Raw genomic sequence first — 19,198 nt, forward strand, 5'->3', positions numbered from 1 at the left:
CGGGCGCCCCTTACCAGCTGGTGCGCACGGGGCGGCCTTCCTCGTAGCCCGCCTGGCTCTGAGTGCCCACCACCGCGTTGTGGTGGAAGTCCTCCAGGGTGCGCGCGCCCGCGTAGGTGCACGCGCTGCGCACCCCCGCGACGATCTGATCGAGGATGTCCTCCACGCCCGGCCGCTCGCGGTCCAGGTACATGCGCGAGGTGCTGATGCCCTCCTCGAACAGCTCCTTGCGGGCACGCTCGAACAGGGACTCGCTCCGGGTGCGCGCCTTCACCGCGCGCTGCGAGGCCATGCCGAAGTTCTCCTTGTAGAGCCGCCCGTCGTTGTCGCGCAGCGTGTCCGCGGGGCTCTCGTAGGTGCCCGCGAACCACGAGCCGATCATCACGCTGGCCGCGCCCGCCGCGAGCGCGAGCGCCACGTCCCGGGGGTGGCGCACGCCGCCGTCCGCGCAGATGTGGCGGCCGAGCTTCCGGGCCTCCTCGGCGCAGTCCAGCACCGCGGAGAACTGGGGCCGACCCACGCCCGTCATCATCCGCGTGGTGCACATGGCGCCCGGGCCCACGCCCACCTTCACCAGGTCCGCCCCGGCCGACACCAGGTCCCGCGTGCCCTCGCGGGTGACGACGTTGCCCGCCATGATGGGCACGGTGGGAGAGAGCGCGCGCACGAGCTCCACCGTCTCGAGCATCTTGCGCTGGTGGCCGTGCGCCACGTCGATGACGAGCAGGTCCGTCCCCGCGCGCAGCAGGGCCTCGGCCTTGCCCTTCACGTCCCCGTTGATGCCGATGGCCGTGCCGATGAGCAGCTGGCCCCGGGGGTCCAGAGCGGGCTTGTAGAGCGTGGAGCGCAGCGCGCCCCGGCGCGTCACCACGCCCACCAGCCGGCGGCCCTTCACCACGGGCGCGCACGACAAGCGCTTGCCCGCGAGCTGCTCGAACATGGACTCCAGGGGCGTGCCTTCCTCGAAGGTGAGCAGCTCGGTGGACATCACCCGGTGCAGCTGGGTGAAGCGGTCCACGTCCTGGGCGTCGTTCTCCGTGAAGATGCCCAGGGGCTCCTCGTGCTCGTTGACGACGATGACGGCGCCATGGGCGCGCTTGTGGATGAGGTTGAGCCCCTCCTGCACGGTGTCCCCGGGCCGCAGCGTGATGGGCGTCTCGTAGACGGGGTGGCGCGACTTCACGTAGGCGATGTTGCTCGCCACGATGTCCAGCGGGATGTCCTGGGGCAGCACGGCGATGCCGCCCCGGCGGGCGATGGTCTCCGCCATGCGCTTGCCCGACACGGCTGTCATGTTGGAGACGATCAGGGGCAGGGTGGTGCCCACCTTGTCCGGGGGCGTCAGGTCCACGTCCAGGCGCGAGGTCACCTCCGAGCGGCAGGGCACCAGGAAGAGATCGGTGTACGTGAGATCGTAGGTGGGCTTCTGGCCATCGAGGAACCGCATCACACCCTCCGTGTCGGGAGCCGCACCCTACCGTCCCCGGGCGCGCGCGAGGGTGGAAACCCCCGGGGGGGCCGCGTATTTTGTCGCCCATGAACGAGGCCGGAACGAGGGCGCCGGTGCTGCGCGTGAGCGGCCTGGAGAAGACGTACGGCGAGGTCCAGGCCGTGCGGGGCCTCACCTTCCAGGTGGCGCCGGGCGAGGTGCTCGGCCTGGTGGGGCCCAATGGCGCGGGCAAGACGACCACGCTGCGGTGTCTGGCGGGCATCCTGCCGCCCTCCACGGGCCGCATCTGGGTGGCGGGGTATGACCTGGCCCAGACGCCCGTGGAGGCCAAGCGCGCCCTGGCGTTCCTGCCGGACGAGCCCCGGCTCTTCGAGTACCTGTCCGTCTGGGAGCACCTGAACTTCGTGGCGCGCCTGTACGGCGTGGAGGACTGGGAGGCGCGGGGGCGGGCGCTCCTGGAGGAGATGGAGCTGACGGGCAAGGAGAAGGCGCTGCCCGGGGAGCTGTCGCGGGGGATGAAGCAGAAGCTGTCCATCGCGTGCGGATTCCTGCACGAGCCCCGGCTCATCATCCTGGACGAGCCGCTCACGGGGTTGGATCCCCTGGCCATCCGGCGCATGAAGGCCTCGCTGCGTCAGCGCGCGGAGGCGGGCACGGCGCTGGTGCTCTCCTCGCACCTGTTGCCGCTGGTGGAGGAGCTGTGCCACCGGCTGCTCGTCATCGCCGGCGGCCGGGCGGTGGCGCTCGGGAGCCTCGCGGAGATCCGCGCGCACCTGAGTGGGAGCGAGGACTCGGGCGCGTCCCTGGAAGAGCTCTTCATCCACATCACCCGCACGGCGCCATGAGCTTTCCCCGCGCGGCGGTGTTCCTGTGGGTGGCGTCCACCCGCAACCGGCTCATTCACCAGGCGCGGCGGCTGCGCCAGCCCAAGTACCTGGTGGGCGCGGCGGTGGGCGCGCTGTACGTCTATTCCTTCCTGCTGCGGCGGCTGAGCTACCTGGACGCGGGCGAGGCGGTGCCGCCCCTGGCGCGGCACTTCGCCCAGGCGTTGCTCATGGCGGCCGCCCTGGGCACGCTCCTGTCCGCCTGGGCGCTGGGCCCGGACCGGCCGGCGCTGTCCTTCAGCGAGACGGAGGTGCAGCAGTTCTTCCCCGCGCCCGTGTCGCGGCGGCACCTGCTGCACTTCAAGCTGCTGCGGGGCCTGGTGGGCGCCGGGGCGGGCGCGCTCTTCGCCACCGTCTTCACCAGCCGGGTGCTCAGCCCCCAGCCGGCGTTCTTCTTCGTGGGCACCTTCCTGTCGCTCACCACGGTGAGCCTGCACACCACGGCGGCGTCCTTCACGCGCACGCGGCTCGCGCGCTGGGGGCGGTGGGGGAGCGTGCTGCGCTGGGGCGTGCTCACCGCGGTCTTCGCCGTGCTGGTGGGCGCGGTGCTGGCGGGGCTCGAGGCGCACCCCTTTCCCGCCGAGACGCGCGAGCGCGGGGAGCTGCGGGCCTGGCTGCTCACCTGGCTGGACTCGCCCGTGCTGTGGCCGGGGCGGGTGCTGCTGGCGGTGGCCTTCGCGGAGGAGGGCGCGTCCTTCGCGCGGCGGCTGCCCCTGGCCCTGGGCCTGCTCGGGCTGCACTACACCTGGGTGATGACGTCGGCCGTGCCCTTCGAGGAGGCCGCGGTGGTGCGGGCCGAGGAGCGGGCGCGGCGGCGCGAGCAGCTGGCGCGACGGGGCGGGGCGGCGCCCGCGCGCGTGGGCCGGCAGCCCTTCCGGCTGTCCGCCCGGGGCCGTCCGGAGGTGGCGCTGCTCTGGAAGAACCTGGTCGCCGGACGGCGGCTGGGCGGCCCGGGCCGGCTGGTGGCCGCGGGCGTGGTGGGCGGGGTGGTGGCGGCGGTGGCCTCGGGCGAGGGGCCCGCGGAGATCCTCGGCCACCTGCGCCTGTTCCTCGCGCCGCTGTGCGCGGGCATCGCGGTGATGTTGTGCGTCTTCGGGCCCTCGTCGGTGCGGGTGGACCTGCGCATGGACCTGCCGCGCCTGGAGCAATTGCGCGCCCTGCCGCTCACGGGGCGGCAGGTGGTGGCCGCGGAGCTGGCGGCGCCCGCGCTCCTGCTGGGCGGGACCCAGATCGTGCTGCTGGTGCTGGCGATGGGCCTGGCGCTGTGGCGGGGCGGGCCCTGGGCGGAGACGTGGGTGGCGGGCGGCCTGGCCGCGCTGTGCGTGCTGCCGGCGGTGACGCTGGGCGGGCTCTTCGTGCAGAACGCGGCGGTGGTGCTCTTTCCCGCCTGGCTGCCCCCGGAGGGGGAGCGGGCGCGGGGCCTGGAGGCCATGGGCCAGCGGCTGTTGACGCTCGTGGGCACCCTGGTGGTGCTGCTGGTGGGCCTGGTGCCCGCGGCCTTCCTCGCGGCGGTGGTGGGCTTCGCGCTCTACGAGCTCGGCGGGCTGGACGTGTGGGCGCTGCCCTTCGCGGGCCTGAGCGCGGCGGCGGTGCTGGTGGGGGAGGTGGCCCTGGGCATCGTGGGCCTGGGCCGTGCCTTCGAGCAGCTCGACGTGTCGGGCGAGGGCCGCGGCACCGGAACGTGAGAGTGGTTGCCCAGCGCAACACCAGACGCGCCGGGAGGCGGTGTCCTGTACCGGACAAAGCCTCGCAAGCGCGCCCGCGCTCAGTGGGGCCGCTCGGGCCCGGGCGGTGAGGTGAGCAGGCGCACCACCACGGTGCGACAGGCCGTACACACGGTGCCGCCACGCTCCCAGTGCACCTGCTCCTCCCAGGCCTCGGCCGAGTCCGGGCTGTCCTCCAACCGTTTGAGCAGCACCGTGAGTTCCTCCTCGGGGGAGTCGGCGCCCGGCGTGCCCGCGCCGCCGCCGATCACGTCCTGCTCCGCCTGGAGCGTGAGCGCGAAGCGGTAGTACAGCGCGTCCGGGGCGATGGCGCGGCCACAGACGGCGCACGTCTTGATGGCTGGGATTGGCATGGGGGCAAGATGCCCCAGGAGTTCGTTGCGGACAAAAGCTTGACGCATGCGGACGAAATACCGCTCTCGCTGCTTGAGAGGGCTTTAAAAAGAAAGCTTTACTTCCAGGATAATCCTCTTTAAATCTGTCCTTGCGAGTGTCTGACATCGCGTCCGGACGCCATCCCGCGCCTCGCGGAGATGCCCCTGATCCGTCGGACGAGCGCTCGTTCCCCCCAGGAGACAGCAATGAACAGAAGTCTGGCATCCACGTTGTCCGCGGTGGCCACCGCCGCGGGCCTGTGCGCGACCGGCGCCCAGGCGGCGCCCATCTCCGACGCGACCACCAGCATCTTCGGCCCGCGCGTCTACGTCTTCGACCCCACCATGCCGGCGGGGGACATCTCCAGCACCGCCACCTCCATCTTCACCAAGATGGAGTCCAACCAGTTCGGCCAGGAGCGCTACGCGCTGCTCTTCAAGCCGGGCACGTACAACAACGTGAACTTCAACGTGGGCTTCTACACCCACGTGGCGGGCCTCGGTCAGAGCCCGGACGACGTGCAGATCAACGGCGGGGTGAACGTCAACTCCCAGTGGATGCCCAACGCCAACGCCACGTGCAACTTCTGGCGCACCCTGGAGAACTTCGCCGTCACGCCGTCCACGGGCGTCACGCGCATCGCCGTGTCCCAGGCCGCGCCCCTGCGCCGCCTGCACGTCAAGGGCGAGCTGCACCTGTTCGACTTCGACTCGAGCTGGAACGCGGGCTGGGCCAGCGGCGGCTTCCTGGCCGACTCGCTCGTGGACAAGATCGTGGTGCCCGCCTCCCAGCAGCAGTGGCTGTCGCGCAACAGCAAGTGGGCCAGCTGGAACAACGCCGTGTGGAACATGGTGTTCGTGGGCAGCGTGAACACGCCCTCGGGCGCCACCTTCCCCGAGCCGCCCTACACGGTGGTTGATCGCACGCCCATCATCCGGGAGAAGCCGTACCCCTACTTCAGCAACGGCCAGTACTACGTCTTCGTGCCGGCGCTGCAGACCAACACCCAGGGCATCAGCTGGGCCAGCGGCCCGACGCCCGGCCAGTCCCTGCCCATCTCGCAGTTCTACATCGCCCGCCCCGAGACGGACACGGCCGCCACCCTCAACAGCGCGCTGACCCAGGGCAAGCACCTGCTGTTCACCCCGGGCGTCTACAAGCTCAACGACGCCCTGCGCGTGAAGAACGCCAACACCATCGTGCTGGGCCTCGGCGTGCCCTCGCTGGTGGCCACCACGGGCCAGCCCACCATCACCGTGGCGGACGTGGACGGCGTGAAGATCGGTGGCCTCATCCTCGAGGCCGGTCCCATCAACTCCGCGAGCCTGCTGGAGGTCGGTCCCTCGGGCAGCTCGGCGAGCCACTCCACCAACCCCACCTTCCTCTACGATCTGACGGTGCGCACGGGCGGCTCGTTCGCGGGCCGCAACGACGTGGGCATCAAGATCAACAGCCACAACGTGGTGGCCGACCAGCTCTGGCTGTGGCGCGCGGACCACGGCGAGGGCGCCGCGTGGACCACCAACCCCACCAAGAACGGCCTGGTCGTCAACGGCCGTGACGTGACCATCTACGGCCTCTTCAACGAGCACCACAACGAGTACCAGACGGTGTGGAACGCCAACGGCGGCCGGGTCTACTTCTACCAGTCGGAGATCCCCTACGACGTGCCCAACCAGGCGTCGTGGAAGAACGGCACCGTGAACGGCTACGCCTCGTACAAGGTGGCCAGCAACGTCACCACCCACGAGGCGTGGGGCCTGGGCGTGTACTCCTTCTTCCGGGACGCGCCCGTGAAGCTGGAGAACGCCATCGAGGTGCCCAACACCTCGGGCGTGAAGCTGCACCACATGACGACCATCTGGCTCAACGGCACGGCGGGCAGCGAGATCACCCACATCGTCAACGGCCTGGGCGGCCGGGTCTACGGCAACACGCCCGCGGACGCCATGCGCCAGACCTACAACGAGTACGCGGGCACGGGCACGCCTCCCGCGAGCGACACCCAGGCGCCCAGCACCCCGGCGAACCTCTCGGCCACGGCCAGCTCCAGCAGCCAGATCAACCTGACCTGGAGCGCGTCCTCGGACAACGTGGGCGTGACGGGCTACGACGTCTACCGGGGCGGCGCGCAGGTGGGCTCGGCGGGCTCCACCACGTACAGCGACACGGGCCTGTCGGCCTCCACGGCCTACAGCTACACGGTCCGGGCGCGGGACGCGGCGGGCAACACCTCGGGGGCGAGCAACACCGCGAGCGCCACCACGCAGGCGGGCTCGACCAACCCGGGCGCCGAGTTCACCACCGGCGCGACCAACGTGAGCAGCACCCAGGCGCAGCTGTGGTTCAAGGCCTCGGGCTTCACGGCGAACTACGTGATCCTCCACTACAGCACCCCGGGCATCGGCCAGCAGAACCTGAACGCCACGTACAACAGCGGCACGGGCCGCTGGGAGTACACGGTGTCGGGCCTGAGCTCGGGCACGGTGCTCACGTACTCGTTCACCTACAACAAGAGCGGCGCCCAGTACGACACGGCGACGTACACCTGGACCAAGCCCTGAGTCCATGAGTCGGGTGTGAGCCGGCCCACTTCCGCCACGCGGCGGGAGTGGGCCGCTTCATTTCAGGCGTTCGTCCTCCAGGAAGCGGCATTGCCAGCGGCGCGTTTCGTCCAGGGTGAGATTGCCCCAGGGCCAACGCGGCTCGATGTAGAGCCAGGGCTCCAAGACACGGGCCAGCGCGCGATAGGCGGGAAGCCCGTCCGCGGTCCGCGAATCGCCCAGCTCCGGCCATTCGCCCAAGGTCACCACCGCGTGCGCGCCATCCCAGGACTCCACGCTGCTTCCAGGATCGCGCAGTCGTTCACGCAATCCCACCTCTCCGCCCAGGGCCGCGAGGACGGTGGGGCCCAGGAAGGTCAACCAATAGGCGCCCTTGAGCTTCATCCCCAAGGAGCGGGCGAGCGTGGGTTCGGGAATGTCCAGGCCCGGGTGTCGGAAGAAACGATCGCGGAGGAGCGGGGTATTGCGCGGGGTCCAGCCAGGAAACAGCAGGGTCATTCCCGCGTGGCCTGAGTCGAAGGGAAGGGTCCTGGCGATGCGGAGTGCCAGGTCCCGCACCCGATGGGGTCCTTGTTGCTCCAGATACTCGGTGGGCACCGAGAAGGACAGCTCACGGGTTTCCTCGGACGCTCCGGCGGATTCATCGAGGGCCCGCCCTTGGTAGCGCCAGGCATGACCGGTGAGCGCGTCAGGACTCCTCGACAACTCGATCCGGGCCCCTCGCGGGTTCAGCAGCTTCTGGCGGATGTCGAGCCATCCCACCGTGTCCAGCTCTCGCCAGTCGCCCTCGGCATCGAAGTATCCGCTCAATGCCTGCGGGCCCACGGTGCGAAGGTAGAGTTCCAAGGCGCGGAGGACCGCGGGGGCCAGGTGCTCGTGAGCGCACCGCGTGTAGAAGGAAAACGACACCCCCTCGCGGACCAACGCCAAGGGTTGGCCCTCGAAGAATTCCTGGAGCCGGATTCGCGGGTAGCGCGCGCTCATCGGGATCGCGTCGCGGAGTCCGTCGTCTGATTGGACAATCCGGGGAGGGGACTTCGTGCGGCACAGCCCGAGAGCAACGAGATCCCGATCCAGAGGATCTGGACGCCACGGGCCATGCGCGCCTCATTCACCGCGGCGGCTACTCCGGATCGGGCTCGACGGCCGCGTCCCCGCGCTGCACGCCGAACACGTTCGCCTCGGACATCTCCTTCGTCGTGCGCTTGTACGTGCGCCACGCGAAGGGCGCCGCCACCGAGAAGCAGATCACCGCGAGGCCAATGGCCTTCCAGGGAATGGGATCCTGCTTGATCTTGATGTCCTTGCCATACTCGTTGACGTTGTACTTGGGACGCGAGCGCAGGGCATCGCGCTCCTGCTGCGTCGTTCCGTCACGCTGGAAGGACTGGAGCTGTCGGTGTTGGGCGAGGGAGGCGCCTCCGGAGACGAGCGCGAGGACCGCCAGCAGACGCGAAGCACGGGCGAAGGACATGGGCGCGCAGCCTATCACGACCCGACATCCGCGCAGAACAGGGCTTGCGTCCCCCAGCGGGGTCCACTAGGCGCCCGAGGTGTGCGCCTCCTCCTCGTCCCCGTACTCAACCTGCTGACCCTGATCCGCACCCTGCTGGGCTGGCCGCTGCGTCTGCTCGCCGCCCGCGACCGCTCCCCCTACGTGCGCTTCCGGCTGTCCGGAGACCCCGCCTACCGCGAGCGGCCACGCGCTCGGCGCCTGGGCCTGCTCTCCGGGCAGGCACGCCCCGAGCCCGCCACCGTCACCTCCCTGGAGTCCTTCCGCGAGGCGCTCGCGCTCCTGGCCCGGGATCCGCGCATCCAGGGCATCCTCCTGGAGCTGGAGGACCTGGCCGTGCCGCCCGCCAAGCGGGACGTGCTGGTGAAGCTGCTCGGGGACTTCCGCGCCGCGGGCAAGCGCGTGGTGGCCTGGGCCGTGAGCGTGGACAGCCTGGGCTACCAGGTGATGTGCGCGGCGGACGAGGTGCTCCTGTCCCCGGCGGGCCGCCTGGAGCTGGTGGGCTACGCCGCGGAGGCCCTGGCCCTGGGCGAGGGGCTCGCCCGCGTGGGCATCCAGGCGCACTTCTTCCGGCGCGGCGAGTACAAGACCATGCCCGAGCTCTTCACCCACCCCCAGGCCACGGACGTCCAGCGGCGCACGCTCGAGGGCTTCCTGGACGAGCGCTACACGGAGTTGGTGGAGGGCGTGGCCCGGGGCCGGCGGCGCTCGCCCGAGCAGGTGAAGGCGTGGATCGACGCGGGGCCCTACAGCGCCCGGCGCGCGGCGGCCGAGGGGCTGGTGGACGGGCTGTGTGACGAGGTGGATCTCCCCGCGCGTCTGGGCCTCAAGAAGGGCGAGGCGGAGGACGACGAGGGCGTGGAGCCCATGGCCGTGTACCGGGCGCGGCTGCCCTGGCCCCCGGTGCGCTGGCGCCCGCTGCGCCTCAAGCCCCGACTCGCCGTGGTGCCGGTGTCGGGGATGATCGTCCCGGGCAAGGGCGGCTCGGGGCTCGGCCCGGAGATGGCGGGCTCGGACGCGGTCGTCAAGGCCCTGCGCGCGGCGGGCCGGGATCGCCGGGCCAAGGCGGTGGTGCTGTACGTGGCCAGCTCGGGCGGCTCCTCGGTGGCCTCGGAGATCATCCTCGAGGCGGTGCAGCGCGTGGCCAGGAAGAAGCCCGTCATCGCCTTCGTGGACCGGGTGGCCGCCAGCGGCGGCTACATGGCGGCGCTCGGGGCCCGGGAGATCTGGGCCACGCCCCACGCCATCGTGGGCTCCATCGGCGTGTTCGCGGGCAAGTTCGACTTCTCGGGGCTCCAACGGATGCTGGGCGTGCACCGCACGCTCATCACCCGGGGCGAGACGGCGGGCATCTACTCCTCCTCGCGCGGCTTCACCGAGCACGAGCGGGCGCTGATGGAGGCCGAGGTGGAGGAGACCTACCAGTCCTTCCTGGAGCAGGTGGCCCAGGCGCGCAAGCGCACCAAGGAGGAGATCCACGCGCTGGCCGAGGGCCGGGTGTACAGCGGCCAGCGGGCGCTCGCGGTGGGGCTGGTGGACCGCACGGACGGGGGCTTCGAGGAGGCGTGCGCGCGGGCCATGGCGCTCGCCCAGGTGACGGGGCCCTTCGACCTGAAGACGTTCGGGGAGGCGGAGCGGCGCTTCTCGCTGCTGCGCCTGGTGCTGGGCGGGGCCTCGGGGTCGGGCACCTATGCCTTCTGCCCGACCGCGTGGAGCCTCGCGCGCGAGGGGAAGCGGGCGCGCTGAGCCGCGCGCTACCGCGCCTCGATCAGCATGGGCAGGCCGTTGCGCGAGCCCAGGGTGCCGAACAGGTCGAACTGGGGCACGTGGCCGGGCTTGAGGCGCATCTTGAAGCGGCGCGCGAGCATCGCCGTCATCACGTGCGTCTCCAGCAGGGAGAAGTTGTTGCCCAGGCAGATGCGCGGCCCGGCGGCGAACGGGTGGTAGGCCTGCGCATGCCGCGCCGCCTCCCGCTCGGGCAGCCAGCGATCCGGGTCGAAGCGCTCCGGCGCCTCCCAGAAGTCCGGGTGCCGGTGGGTGGCGTAGGTGAAGATGATGGTCCGCGTGCCCTGGGGGATGTGCACCCCGTCGAGCGTGTCATCGGCGATGGCGTCGCGGGCGTACATGGGCGCGGCGGGGTAGAGGCGCAGCACCTCCTTCACCACCTGGAGGGTGTACGGCAGCTTCTTCAAGTCGGAAATCGTCGGCGGCGCGTCCCCCAGCACCGCGTCCAGCTCGGCGTGCAGCCGCCGCTCCACCTCCGGGTTCTGCGACAGCGCGTACCAGAGGAACGCGAGCGTGCGCGCCGTGGTCTCGTGCCCGGCGGCGAACATGGTGATGCCGTTGTCCACCAGGAGCTGCTCCACCATGAGCGTGCCCGTCTCCTCGTCCCGCGTCGTCATCAGCTTGGTGAGCAGATCGTCCGGCCATTGCTCGGCGGGCAGGGTACGGCGCCGCGCGATGAGCTCCTGGATGTAGCCCGTCACGAGCGTGTGCGCCCGGCGGAAGCGCAGGTTGCCGGGCGTGGGCACCCACTGGGGGATCCGCACGGGGCTCATCTGAATGTCCGTGATGTGCGTGATCATCCGCTCGATCGAGTGCTTGATGCGCAGCAGGGTCTCGCCCGAGTCGGTGCTGAAGACCGAGTGCAGGATGACGGCGGCGGTGACCTTCATCATCTCGTCGAGCATCTCCACGGGACGGCGGGCGCCCTGCTGCGCGCGCCAGCGCTCCATGAGCTCCTGGGTGTCGGAGACGAAGATGGGGAAGAACTTCTCCACGCCTCGCGGGGTGAAGAACGGCGCCATGAGCTTGCGCTGCCGGCGCCAGTCGTCGCCCACGGCGGTGACGATGCCGTTGCCGAGCAGCAGCTCGCGCAGCACGTCGTAGCTCTCCGCCTTGTCGTAGTGCTCGCGCTGGGTGACGTTGATGTGGCGCACGTGCTCCGGGTGGGTCACCAGCACGAACTCGCGCGCGCCCATGCGCACGCGGACCAGGTCCCCCTGCTCGCGCCAGACCTTCATCTGCCAGCCCAGGAAGCCCTCGCGCCGGATGGACGTGAGGACCTCGAGCGTGGAGGGCGCGTACTCCTTGAGCGCACGGGCGGGTTCGAGAGGGCGTGCCGCGGTCATGGTGGAACTCCTCGAGGTGTATGTAAACAGCCGTTTACACCCTGGACATACCCCGAACCCCCGACCCGAGTAAATAGAGGGAGCCATGCCCCGTCCGACCGAGCCCAAGAGAGCGGCGCGCCCGCGGGACGCCGAGCGCACCCGCGCGGCGATCCTCGATGCCGCCCAGGCGTTGTTCAGCACGCGGGGCTTCGCCAACACCGGGGTGCGGGACGTGGCGGAGCGCGCCGGAGCCAACCCCGCGCTCGTCATCCGCTACTTCGACTCGAAGCAGGGGCTGTTCCGCGCGACGCTCGAGCGGGTGAGCCTGGAGGGGCTGCTGGGCGGGGAGCGGCGCCACTTCGGCGCGAACCTCATGGCGGCCGTCGTGGACAACCCCGACTCGCCGGGCCCGCTCGCGATGATGCTGCTGTCGGCGGCGGACCCCGCGGCGCACGCGGCGAGCGTCGAGTTCCTCCAGACGAAGCTGATCGCGCCGCTGGCCCGGTGGCTGGGCCCGCCAGACGGCATGGCGCGGGCGGCGCGCATCAGCATCCTCTGGACGGGCTTCCTCACCACCTGGAAGCTCCTGCCCATCCAGCCGTTGGATCCGGCGCACCTGGCCTCCACCCGCCGCTGGCTGGAGGTGGAGACCCAGGCGATCGTCGACGAGGGCGAGGCCTAGCAGCCGAAGCGGTTGCAGGTCGTCCGGTAGTGGGAAAGGGCGTCGCCCACCGACCACCGGGACATGGTCATGTGCGGGGCGTCGTACCACTGCTGCCGGTACCAGTCGCCCACGGTGAACGAAGGCGAGGAGGAGGCGCTCGGATGCCAGTATCCGAACGCGTGCACGCCCGAGAACAAATCGACGAAGTCGGGCATCACCTGATCTCCCGAGACCATGTTGTAGAAGGCCAGGTTCTGGGTGGTGGAGAACTGCCCCCCGATGTCGCTGGAGTAGGCGAACCAGTCCGATTGATGCTTCACCGGGTTGGGGAAGAACAAGGGAGTGACGCCGAACTCGCCGTCGTCCTTGTGGCACACGCCGTCGAAGACATGGACGATGAGCGGAATGCTGGGGAAGTCCAGCTTGAAGCGCCGCGCCAGCCGCGACACCAGGCAGCCGCCCCGGCTGTGGCCGGCCAGGTAGATGGACTGGAGGTTCCACGCGAACGCCTTCTCCTTGAGCCACTCGTAGTAGGCGTTCTCGATGTCCTGTTTGTTGGAGTTGCTGAAGCCGTAGTTGAAGCGCGCATCGAACGCGAGCCCCATGAAGGTGTCGCTCGAACTGCGGTACTGCCTCTCCACGAGCTGGCTGGCCAGGGAGTTGGGCGCGAGGTTGACCCACTTGCTGCTTTGCGGCTCGTCGTACTCGAAGTTGCTCTTGTACCCCTCGTACTGGCCGGTGAGCCCCGAGGCGTCGGCGTCGAACTGCTGGCCCGCGGCGATGAAGACCAGGTGCCGCACGTCCTGCCGGGGCGGGTTGAGCGGCGTGGCGATGTACGTGCGCTTCTGCTTGTCGGTGGCCACCCCGAAGTCGTCCCACCAGTGGAAGTCATCGCGGGACTGGCGGCTGTTGCACGGCCAGTTGTTGCGGCAATGGCGCACCTTGTACAGCAGGGCGGCGCGCAGCTTCGGCCCGCAGTCCACCAGACACGAGCCGATCGTCTCGCCCCCGTTGCAGAAGCCGTCGCCGCAGTAAGAGCCGCAATCCGAGGGGCACGTCCCGGAGTGCTCCCAGCCATTGCACACGCCGTCCCCGCAGAAGGAGCAGTCCGAGGGACACGAGAAGTCGCTCTCGTTCGCATCACAGATGCCATCGCCGCACACCGCGCACGAGGAGGCCCGGACGCCCGCCTGCGCCTGCACGGGGACCTCGACGATGGGACAGTCCTCGATGGGGCCCTGGGCACGCGCTTCCGGAACTTCGGCGAGCTCCGGCTCGGGCAGCTCGGTTCCGCCACACGCTCCGAGCCACAACACCCACGCACTCCACACCGCGCGCGACATCGAACGCCTCATCCTGGATGCACTCCTGTGCCCAATGCCGGGTCCGGCAAAACGGGGATGGCGGGGTAGCATGTGTTCACGGGGACTTCCAAGCCCCCCCGCGCGCATGCCCGAGGAGGGGGCGGCGCGGCACGGATGCTCGCCGTTGGACACCCGGGCGCGGGGGCGCTGGGGCCCGGCACGGGCCTCGATTACACTCACGGTCCGCATGGCGCGACCCTGTCCCCAGTGCGCGAAGGAGTCCCTGCGGTCCCTGCGGGTGGGCCCCGTGGCGGTGGACACGTGTCAGCACTGCCATGGTCTGTGGTTCGGCCGGGGGCAGTGGGACAGGCTCGCGGATCGGCCGCCGGTGCGCGTCTTCCGGGAGGCCGCGCGAGGAGCCCCGTCCCGCTGTCGAGGCGCCGGGCACCGGGTGCCCGAGGAGCGGCGGGTGTGCCCGACCTGCCAGGGCGCGCCCCTGGGCTGCCCCGCGTGTGGCGAGCGGCTCGCGCGGGTGACGACGAGCGCCTGTGAGCTCGACGTGTGTCCCCGGTGCGAGGGCGTCTGGGTGGACGCGGCCGGCTTCGCGCGGCTGGAGGGCGTGACGAGTCTCCAGCCCCGGCCCTCGGTCAGGGCGGACGTCGGCGGCCTGGCGTGCGCGGCGTGCGGCGTGGTCGTCCGGGGCCCTCGGGCCTTCGCCCACCAGGGCGATCCCTACTGCGCGCGCTGCCGGCCCCCGGGCGCCGTCATGCTGGACGGGTAGGGGAGCACCGGTCTAAGAGAAAGCACCGCCCCCGATGATTCGCCTCGTCCTCCTCGTGCTCGTGTGCGTACTCGGCTTCATGCTGAGTGGTTTGCCGCGCGTGCTCGCGGGCGAGGACTGCGCGCGGAGCTGTCTGGAGCACGAGGGTCCGGACGAAGACGGCTGTGAGTCATGCCTGTGCGCCCGCGGCATGTGGAGCGCGCCGCCGCCCGAGCACGTGCTGCCCGCGCCTCCCCCGGCCTCGAGGGCCTTCGCCCTGATGCGTGAGGGCGCTCCCCGGGACGGCGCTCCCCCCGAGGTCTTCCGACCTCCCCGAAGGGCCTGACGCCACACCTGGCCGTGGTTCCCCCGCCGGGCGGTCCTCCGCCCGTGCGTCTCCCTTTCTTTTGTCCGGAGTCGTCTGTCCATGCGGTCCTTGATCCTCGTTTGTGGAAGTGTCGTCCTGTCCTGGGGGTGTGCCGCCGTGCCCGCGGCCTCCCATGGCACGTTGAGCCAGTTGAGTGTCGTGAACGGGCCCCAGGCGGAGTTCTGCGCCCACCGCGTCCCCGCCGAGTCCTGCACCCGCTGCCACCCGGAGCTGGAGGCGCGCTTCAAGAAGGCGGGGGACTGGTGCGGCCCCCATGGCGTTCCGGAGTCCCAGTGCTTCCCGTGCCACCCGGACCTGTCCTTCGAGCCCCTGCCCGTGCTCGCGCCCCATGCGGACCTGCGCATCCTGGTGGAAGGCGGGGAGGACGTGCCCTCGCTCCAGCCCCACCTCGTGCCGGACAAGGTGACGGTGTTCGAGTTCTACGCGGACTGGTGCGCCGTCTGCCGCAAGGTGGACCGGCACGTCTACGCGCGGCTCAACCAGCGGCCGGACGTGGCCTACCGCAAGTTGAATGTCGTCTCGTGGGAGTCCCCGCTCGCGCGCCACTACCTCGCGGACGCGCCCGGGCTGCCGCTGCTCGTGGTGTACGACAAGCAGGGCCGGGAGGTGGCCACGCTGTCCGGAGGGGACACCGGGGCGCTCGATCGCGCCATCACCCAGGCGGGGGCGCGATGAGCCGACTGCCCTGGCTGCTCGTCCTGGCGACCCTGGGGTGGACGGCGCGCGCCGAGGCCTGCGCCGGTTGCAGCAACCCGAACCTGCCGGTGGGCCGCAGCGCGGGCGCCCTCCTGCGGCCAGGTCAGGTGTCCGCCACCCTCAACCTGACGACCACGGCCGTCAACATCGTCCACAGCGAGCATTGTCCGGACATCGGCCCCATCTGCCGCGAGCGCGAGGAGCCCCCGCAGCTCCATGATCAGATGCTCTACGCGGGAGAGCTGCGGCCCATGCTCGAGGTGGGGCTCACCGAGCACCTCGGGCTGGAGGTCCAGGTGCCCCTGCGCCTCACCCGCACCACCATCCTCTTCCGCCGGCTGGACGGCACGCTCTTCGCGCCCGACTACGCGAACATCCACCACCGAAATGAAACCCTGATGGGCGTGGGCGACCCCTGGTTGAGCGGCCGGGGCGCCGGGTCCCCGGGGGGCGTGGCGCTGGTGGGCCGCGTGGGCGTGTCCCTGCCCGTGGGCCGCATCGAGGCCAACCCCTTCGACCTGGGACGCCGGGGCCTGACCCATCAACACATCCAGTTCGGCACGGGCACCTTCAATCCCGTCCTGTCCGTGGATGCGGCGCGGAGCCTGGGGCGCTTCCGGCTCCAGGCCTATGGGCAGGCGCAGCTCTTCCTCTACCGCAACCGCCTGGGCTACCAGGCCGGCAACCGACTCGCCGCGGGCGCGGCCGTGGAGACCGCCGTGGTGCGACGCCTGCGCCTGGGGCTCGGCGTGGACGTGCTCAACGAGCAGCCCGAGCGGTGGGACGGGGTGGTGCAGCAGGATGGCAACGTGGGGCGCACGGACGTGCTCGCGGGCGCCACGCTGCTCTACCCGGTGGGGGACGTGGCGCTCGCGCTGGCCGTCAAGGTGCCCGTGTACCAGCACTTCATCGAGGCGGGGCATACGCATGACGGGGAGCCCGGACAGCTCACCTATCCCGCGATCATCAACTTCATGGTGCACCGGGACTTCGCGCTGTTCTGACGCAGGGGGGCCGGAGCGCCCGCTGTCCAACCCGGGCGCTCCGGGCTAGATCCCACCCATGCCCCGACTCCGCTGGTGTCCGCCGCTCGCATTGCTGGCCGCCCTGTTGGCGTGTGCGTCCCGTCCGTCTCCTCCCTCCGAGTCCCCGCCGCCGCCCGCCGTCGAGACGAAGGCGCCCGCGTCCCCCACGCTGCGCCTGCCCACCCACGTGCGGCCCACCGGCTATACGGCCGCGCTCACCATCGATCCGGCCCAGCCGCGCTTCCAGGGCGAGATCGACATCGACCTGGACGTGACGCAGGGCGCGGACGTGGTGTGGCTGCACGCGCGGGAGCTCACGGTGAAGGAGGCCACCTTGACCGTGGGCGGGGCCTCGGTGCCGGTGCGCCAGACGAAGGGCGAGGGGGACTTCCTCGGCTTCGTGCCCGAACAGGCGCTGGTGCCCGGCGCCGCGCGGCTGCGGCTCGTCTACGAGGGCGTCCTGTCCGAGCGCGAGACGGGGGGCGCCTTCCGGGCCCAGGAGTTCGAAGGCTGGTACGTCTTCACGCACTTCGAGCCCCTGGACGCGCGGCGCGTCTTCCCGTGCTTCGACGAGCCGGGCTTCAAGGTGCCCTGGCAGCTCACCTTCCACACGCCGAAGGGCTACACCGCCGTCACCAACACGCCGCAGGTGGCCGAGGAGCCCGGCCCCTCGGGCACCACCACGTGGCGCTTCGCGCGCACCCAACCCCTGCCCAGCTACCTCATCGCCTTCGGCGTGGGCACGTTCGACTTCGTGGAGGCCCAGCCCTCGGGGCAGAAGGCCGTGCGCACGCGCATCATCACCCCCAAGGGACGCGGCGCCCAGGCCGCCTACGCCGCCCAGGTGACGCCGGAGATCCTCGCCCTCCTGGAGCGCTACTTCGGCACCCCGTACCCGTACGAGAAGCTGGACATCCTCGCCATCCCCCTGCGCGGCGGCGCCATGGAAAACGCGGGCCTGGTGACCTTCAACACCGAGCTCGCCCTGAACAAGAGCGCCGAGGGCTCGGTGGAGTGGCAGCGCCGCTTCTACGAGACACAGGTGCACGAGCTGGCCCACCAGTGGTTCGGCAACCTCGTCACGATGGCGTGGTGGGATGACCTCTGGCTCAACGAGTCCTTCGCCTCCTGGGCCGAGACCCGCATCCTGCGCGAGGCGCGGCCCTCGTGGGGCGCGACGGAGGAGGCCGCGCGCAACCGCTCCTCCGCGCTCGAGAGTGACTCCCTGGTGTCCGCGCGCCGCATCCGCCAGCCCATCGAGCGCTCGGACGACATCCTCGCCGCTTTCGACGGCATCACCTACGGCAAGGGTTCGGCGGTGCTGAGCATGACGGAGGCGTGGCTGGGCGCGGACGTCTTCCAGCGCGGCGTGCGCCGCTACCTCGCCGCGCACGCCCATGGCAACGCCACCGCCGACGACTTCCTGTCCGCCCTGTCCGCCGAGGCGGGCCAGGACGTGTCCCAGGTGCTCTCCTCCTTCCTGGAGCAGGGCGGCGCGCCGCTCGTCTCCGCGCGGCTGGACTGCGCGGGCCAGACGCCCGAGGTGAAGCTCTCCCAGAGCCGCTTCCTGCCCCTGGGCTCCCAGGGCGAAGCGGCGCGGCGCTGGGCAATCCCCCTGTGCGTGCGCTACCCCACTGCGGGCAAGCCCGCGCGCGCCTGCACGGTGCTGCGCGAGGAGACGGGCGCGCTGGCCCTGCCCGAGGCGAAGGGCTGTCCCGCGTGGTTCCTGCCGAACGCGGAGGGCGTCGGCTACTTCCGCATGGCCCTGGACGGCAAGTCGCTCCGCCCGCTGCTGGCCTCCGACACGCGGGCCCTCTCGCGCACCGAGCGCGTGGCCCTGCTCGGGGACGTGAATGCCCTGGCCCACAACGGCACGCTACCGGCCGCGGACGCGCTCGCGCTGGTGCCCGCCCTGGCCGCCGAGAAGGATCGCCAGGTGTTCGAGGCCTCGCAGGAGTTGATGGGCCTGATGAGGCCCACGCTCTTGTCGGACGAGGGCCGCGCGGCGCGCGAGCGGTTGCTGCGGGAGACCTACTCGGCACGGGCTCGGGCCGCGGGCTTCCTGCCCCGCGCGGGCGAGGACGAGGACACGCGGCTGCTCCGCAATGAGCTGCTGCGGCTGGCGACGGGCATGGGCGGAGACCCGGCGATCATCGCCGAGGCCCGGCGCCTGGCGAACCAGTGGTTCGAGGGCACGTCGCCGCTGCGCGACAAGGATCTGCAGAACACCGTGTTGTCGGTGGCGGCCCTGCATGGTGACGCGGCCTTCCATGCGCGGGTGGTGAAGCTCTGGCGCTTGGAGCCGGATCGCGGGCGGCGCGCACAGCTCGCCCGGGCGCTCATGGGCTTCCGGCAACCCGAGCGGGTCCAGGAGAACCTCGGCTTGCTCCTGGACCCCGGCGTGGACATCCGCGAGCTGCGCTACCTGTTGGTCTTCACGGGCCGGGACGCGCGCACCCGGCGGCTGACGTTCGACTTCGTGAAGGCGCATTACGACGCGCTCGTCCGCCGCCTGCCGGAGGACGAGGGGAACCTCCTCCTGTGGGCCGTCGCGTCCTTCTGCGATCCCCAGCAACGCGAGGACTTCGCCACCTTCTTCGCCGAGCGCATGAAGGGCCTCTCGAAGGGGCCCCGCACCTACGCCCAGGCCCTGGAGGAGATGGACCTGTGCATCGCGTACAAGCAGGCCCAGGGCCCCAGCGTCGAGGCCTTCCTCTCGCGCTGGCGCACGAAGTAGC

16 protein-coding genes are annotated in these 19,198 nt (G+C 71.0%); 10 read left to right on the plus strand and 6 right to left on the minus strand.

From position 1 onward, the window contains the following. Positions 1-10 precede the first annotated feature (10 nt). Positions 11-1,447: a GuaB1 family IMP dehydrogenase-related protein gene (locus I3V78_RS22355; RefSeq protein ID WP_204490478.1), complete on the minus strand. Its 1,437-nt coding sequence runs from the start codon at positions 1,445-1,447 to the stop codon at positions 11-13. A gap of 89 nt (positions 1,448-1,536) precedes the next feature. Here I3V78_RS22355 and I3V78_RS22360 point away from each other — a divergent pair, with 89 nt between their 5' ends. Next, positions 1,537-2,295 (plus strand): ABC transporter ATP-binding protein, encoded by a 759-nt coding sequence (locus tag I3V78_RS22360; protein ID WP_204490479.1) that lies wholly within the window; start codon positions 1,537-1,539, stop codon positions 2,293-2,295. Next, positions 2,292-4,019 carry a putative ABC exporter domain-containing protein gene (locus I3V78_RS22365; RefSeq protein WP_204490480.1) on the plus strand — a complete coding sequence of 576 codons (1,728 nt, stop codon included), beginning with the start codon at positions 2,292-2,294 and terminating at the stop codon, positions 4,017-4,019. The genes I3V78_RS22360 and I3V78_RS22365 overlap by 4 nt, the downstream gene beginning before the upstream one ends. Positions 4,020-4,099: 80 nt before the next feature. Here I3V78_RS22365 and I3V78_RS22370 read toward each other — a convergent pair whose 3' ends face one another. Then, a complete protein-coding gene (locus I3V78_RS22370) occupies positions 4,100-4,411 on the minus strand; it encodes a hypothetical protein (protein WP_204490481.1) in 312 nt (103 codons plus the stop codon). A gap of 228 nt (positions 4,412-4,639) precedes the next feature. Here I3V78_RS22370 and I3V78_RS22375 point away from each other — a divergent pair, with 228 nt between their 5' ends. Then, positions 4,640-6,997, plus strand: coding sequence for a fibronectin type III domain-containing protein (locus I3V78_RS22375; protein ID WP_204490482.1), 2,358 nt, complete (start codon positions 4,640-4,642; stop codon positions 6,995-6,997). Between the two features lie 57 nt (positions 6,998-7,054). Here the strand turns inward: I3V78_RS22375 and I3V78_RS22380 are convergent, their stop codons facing one another. Further along, positions 7,055-7,981, minus strand: coding sequence for a type VI immunity family protein (locus I3V78_RS22380; RefSeq protein WP_204490483.1), 927 nt, complete (start codon positions 7,979-7,981; stop codon positions 7,055-7,057). A gap of 139 nt (positions 7,982-8,120) precedes the next feature. Continuing rightward, positions 8,121-8,471, minus strand: coding sequence for a hypothetical protein (locus I3V78_RS22385; RefSeq protein WP_204490484.1), 351 nt, complete (start codon positions 8,469-8,471; stop codon positions 8,121-8,123). Positions 8,472-8,552: 81 nt separating this feature from the next. Between I3V78_RS22385 and sppA the strand changes: the two genes are divergently transcribed. After that, on the plus strand, positions 8,553-10,256 hold the full coding sequence (sppA, locus tag I3V78_RS22390) for a signal peptide peptidase SppA (protein WP_204490485.1): 1,704 nt from the start codon (positions 8,553-8,555) through the stop codon (positions 10,254-10,256). A gap of 8 nt (positions 10,257-10,264) precedes the next feature. Here the strand turns inward: sppA and I3V78_RS22395 are convergent, their stop codons facing one another. Then, entirely contained in the window at positions 10,265-11,641 is a 1,377-nt protein-coding gene (locus I3V78_RS22395; RefSeq protein WP_239576530.1) for a cytochrome P450, read from the minus strand. An 85-nt stretch (positions 11,642-11,726) separates the two neighbouring features. Here I3V78_RS22395 and I3V78_RS22400 point away from each other — a divergent pair, with 85 nt between their 5' ends. After that, the gene (locus I3V78_RS22400) at positions 11,727-12,305 is read left to right on the plus strand and encodes a TetR/AcrR family transcriptional regulator (protein WP_204490487.1); all 579 of its coding nucleotides are present in this window, start codon (positions 11,727-11,729) and stop codon (positions 12,303-12,305) included. Here I3V78_RS22400 and I3V78_RS22405 read toward each other — a convergent pair. Next, positions 12,302-13,642, minus strand: a complete 1,341-nt coding sequence (locus tag I3V78_RS22405) for a hypothetical protein (RefSeq protein WP_204490488.1) — start codon at positions 13,640-13,642, stop codon at positions 12,302-12,304. The genes I3V78_RS22400 and I3V78_RS22405 overlap by 4 nt on opposite strands. A 196-nt stretch (positions 13,643-13,838) precedes the next feature. On the opposite strand from I3V78_RS22405, the gene I3V78_RS39950 reads away from it, so the two are divergent. From I3V78_RS39950 to I3V78_RS22430, 5 genes are all read left to right on the plus strand, one after another. Then, positions 13,839-14,372 (plus strand): TFIIB-type zinc ribbon-containing protein, encoded by a 534-nt coding sequence (locus I3V78_RS39950; RefSeq protein WP_204490489.1) that lies wholly within the window; start codon positions 13,839-13,841, stop codon positions 14,370-14,372. A gap of 34 nt (positions 14,373-14,406) precedes the next feature. Continuing rightward, on the plus strand, positions 14,407-14,697 hold the full coding sequence (locus tag I3V78_RS22415; protein WP_204490490.1) for a hypothetical protein: 291 nt from the start codon (positions 14,407-14,409) through the stop codon (positions 14,695-14,697). Positions 14,698-14,778: 81 nt separating this feature from the next. Further along, positions 14,779-15,414 carry a thioredoxin domain-containing protein gene (locus I3V78_RS22420; RefSeq protein ID WP_204490491.1) on the plus strand — a complete coding sequence of 212 codons (636 nt, stop codon included), beginning with the start codon at positions 14,779-14,781 and terminating at the stop codon, positions 15,412-15,414. Next, positions 15,411-16,439, plus strand: coding sequence for a hypothetical protein (locus tag I3V78_RS22425; protein ID WP_204490492.1), 1,029 nt, complete (start codon positions 15,411-15,413; stop codon positions 16,437-16,439). The genes I3V78_RS22420 and I3V78_RS22425 overlap by 4 nt, the downstream gene beginning before the upstream one ends. Positions 16,440-16,497: 58 nt before the next feature. Next, a complete protein-coding gene (locus I3V78_RS22430) occupies positions 16,498-19,197 on the plus strand; it encodes a M1 family metallopeptidase (RefSeq protein ID WP_204490493.1) in 2,700 nt (899 codons plus the stop codon). Position 19,198 lies beyond the last annotated feature (1 nt).

Origin of the sequence: Archangium primigenium (assembly GCF_016904885.1) — a bacterium.
Taxonomy (GTDB): Bacteria; Myxococcota; Myxococcia; order Myxococcales; family Myxococcaceae; genus Cystobacter; species Cystobacter primigenius.

Bases quoted from the DNA above. Each gene is read 5' to 3' on its own strand.
- I3V78_RS22355 (WP_204490478.1), bottom strand. From the start codon at position 1,447: ATGCGGTTCCTCGATGGCCAGAAGCCCACCTACGATCTCACGTACACC.
- I3V78_RS22360 (WP_204490479.1), top strand. From the start codon at position 1,537: ATGAACGAGGCCGGAACGAGGGCGCCGGTGCTGCGCGTGAGCGGCCTG.
- I3V78_RS22365 (WP_204490480.1), top strand. From the start codon at position 2,292: ATGAGCTTTCCCCGCGCGGCGGTGTTCCTGTGGGTGGCGTCCACCCGC.
- I3V78_RS22370 (WP_204490481.1), bottom strand. From the start codon at position 4,411: ATGCCAATCCCAGCCATCAAGACGTGCGCCGTCTGTGGCCGCGCCATC.
- I3V78_RS22375 (WP_204490482.1), top strand. From the start codon at position 4,640: ATGAACAGAAGTCTGGCATCCACGTTGTCCGCGGTGGCCACCGCCGCG.
- I3V78_RS22380 (WP_204490483.1), bottom strand. From the start codon at position 7,981: ATGAGCGCGCGCTACCCGCGAATCCGGCTCCAGGAATTCTTCGAGGGC.
- I3V78_RS22385 (WP_204490484.1), bottom strand. From the start codon at position 8,471: ATGTCCTTCGCCCGTGCTTCGCGTCTGCTGGCGGTCCTCGCGCTCGTC.
- I3V78_RS22395 (WP_239576530.1), bottom strand. From the start codon at position 11,641: ATGACCGCGGCACGCCCTCTCGAACCCGCCCGTGCGCTCAAGGAGTAC.
- I3V78_RS22400 (WP_204490487.1), top strand. From the start codon at position 11,727: ATGCCCCGTCCGACCGAGCCCAAGAGAGCGGCGCGCCCGCGGGACGCC.
- I3V78_RS22405 (WP_204490488.1), bottom strand. From the start codon at position 13,642: ATGAGGCGTTCGATGTCGCGCGCGGTGTGGAGTGCGTGGGTGTTGTGG.
- I3V78_RS39950 (WP_204490489.1), top strand. From the start codon at position 13,839: ATGGCGCGACCCTGTCCCCAGTGCGCGAAGGAGTCCCTGCGGTCCCTG.
- I3V78_RS22415 (WP_204490490.1), top strand. From the start codon at position 14,407: ATGATTCGCCTCGTCCTCCTCGTGCTCGTGTGCGTACTCGGCTTCATG.
- I3V78_RS22420 (WP_204490491.1), top strand. From the start codon at position 14,779: ATGCGGTCCTTGATCCTCGTTTGTGGAAGTGTCGTCCTGTCCTGGGGG.
- I3V78_RS22425 (WP_204490492.1), top strand. From the start codon at position 15,411: ATGAGCCGACTGCCCTGGCTGCTCGTCCTGGCGACCCTGGGGTGGACG.
- I3V78_RS22430 (WP_204490493.1), top strand. From the start codon at position 16,498: ATGCCCCGACTCCGCTGGTGTCCGCCGCTCGCATTGCTGGCCGCCCTG.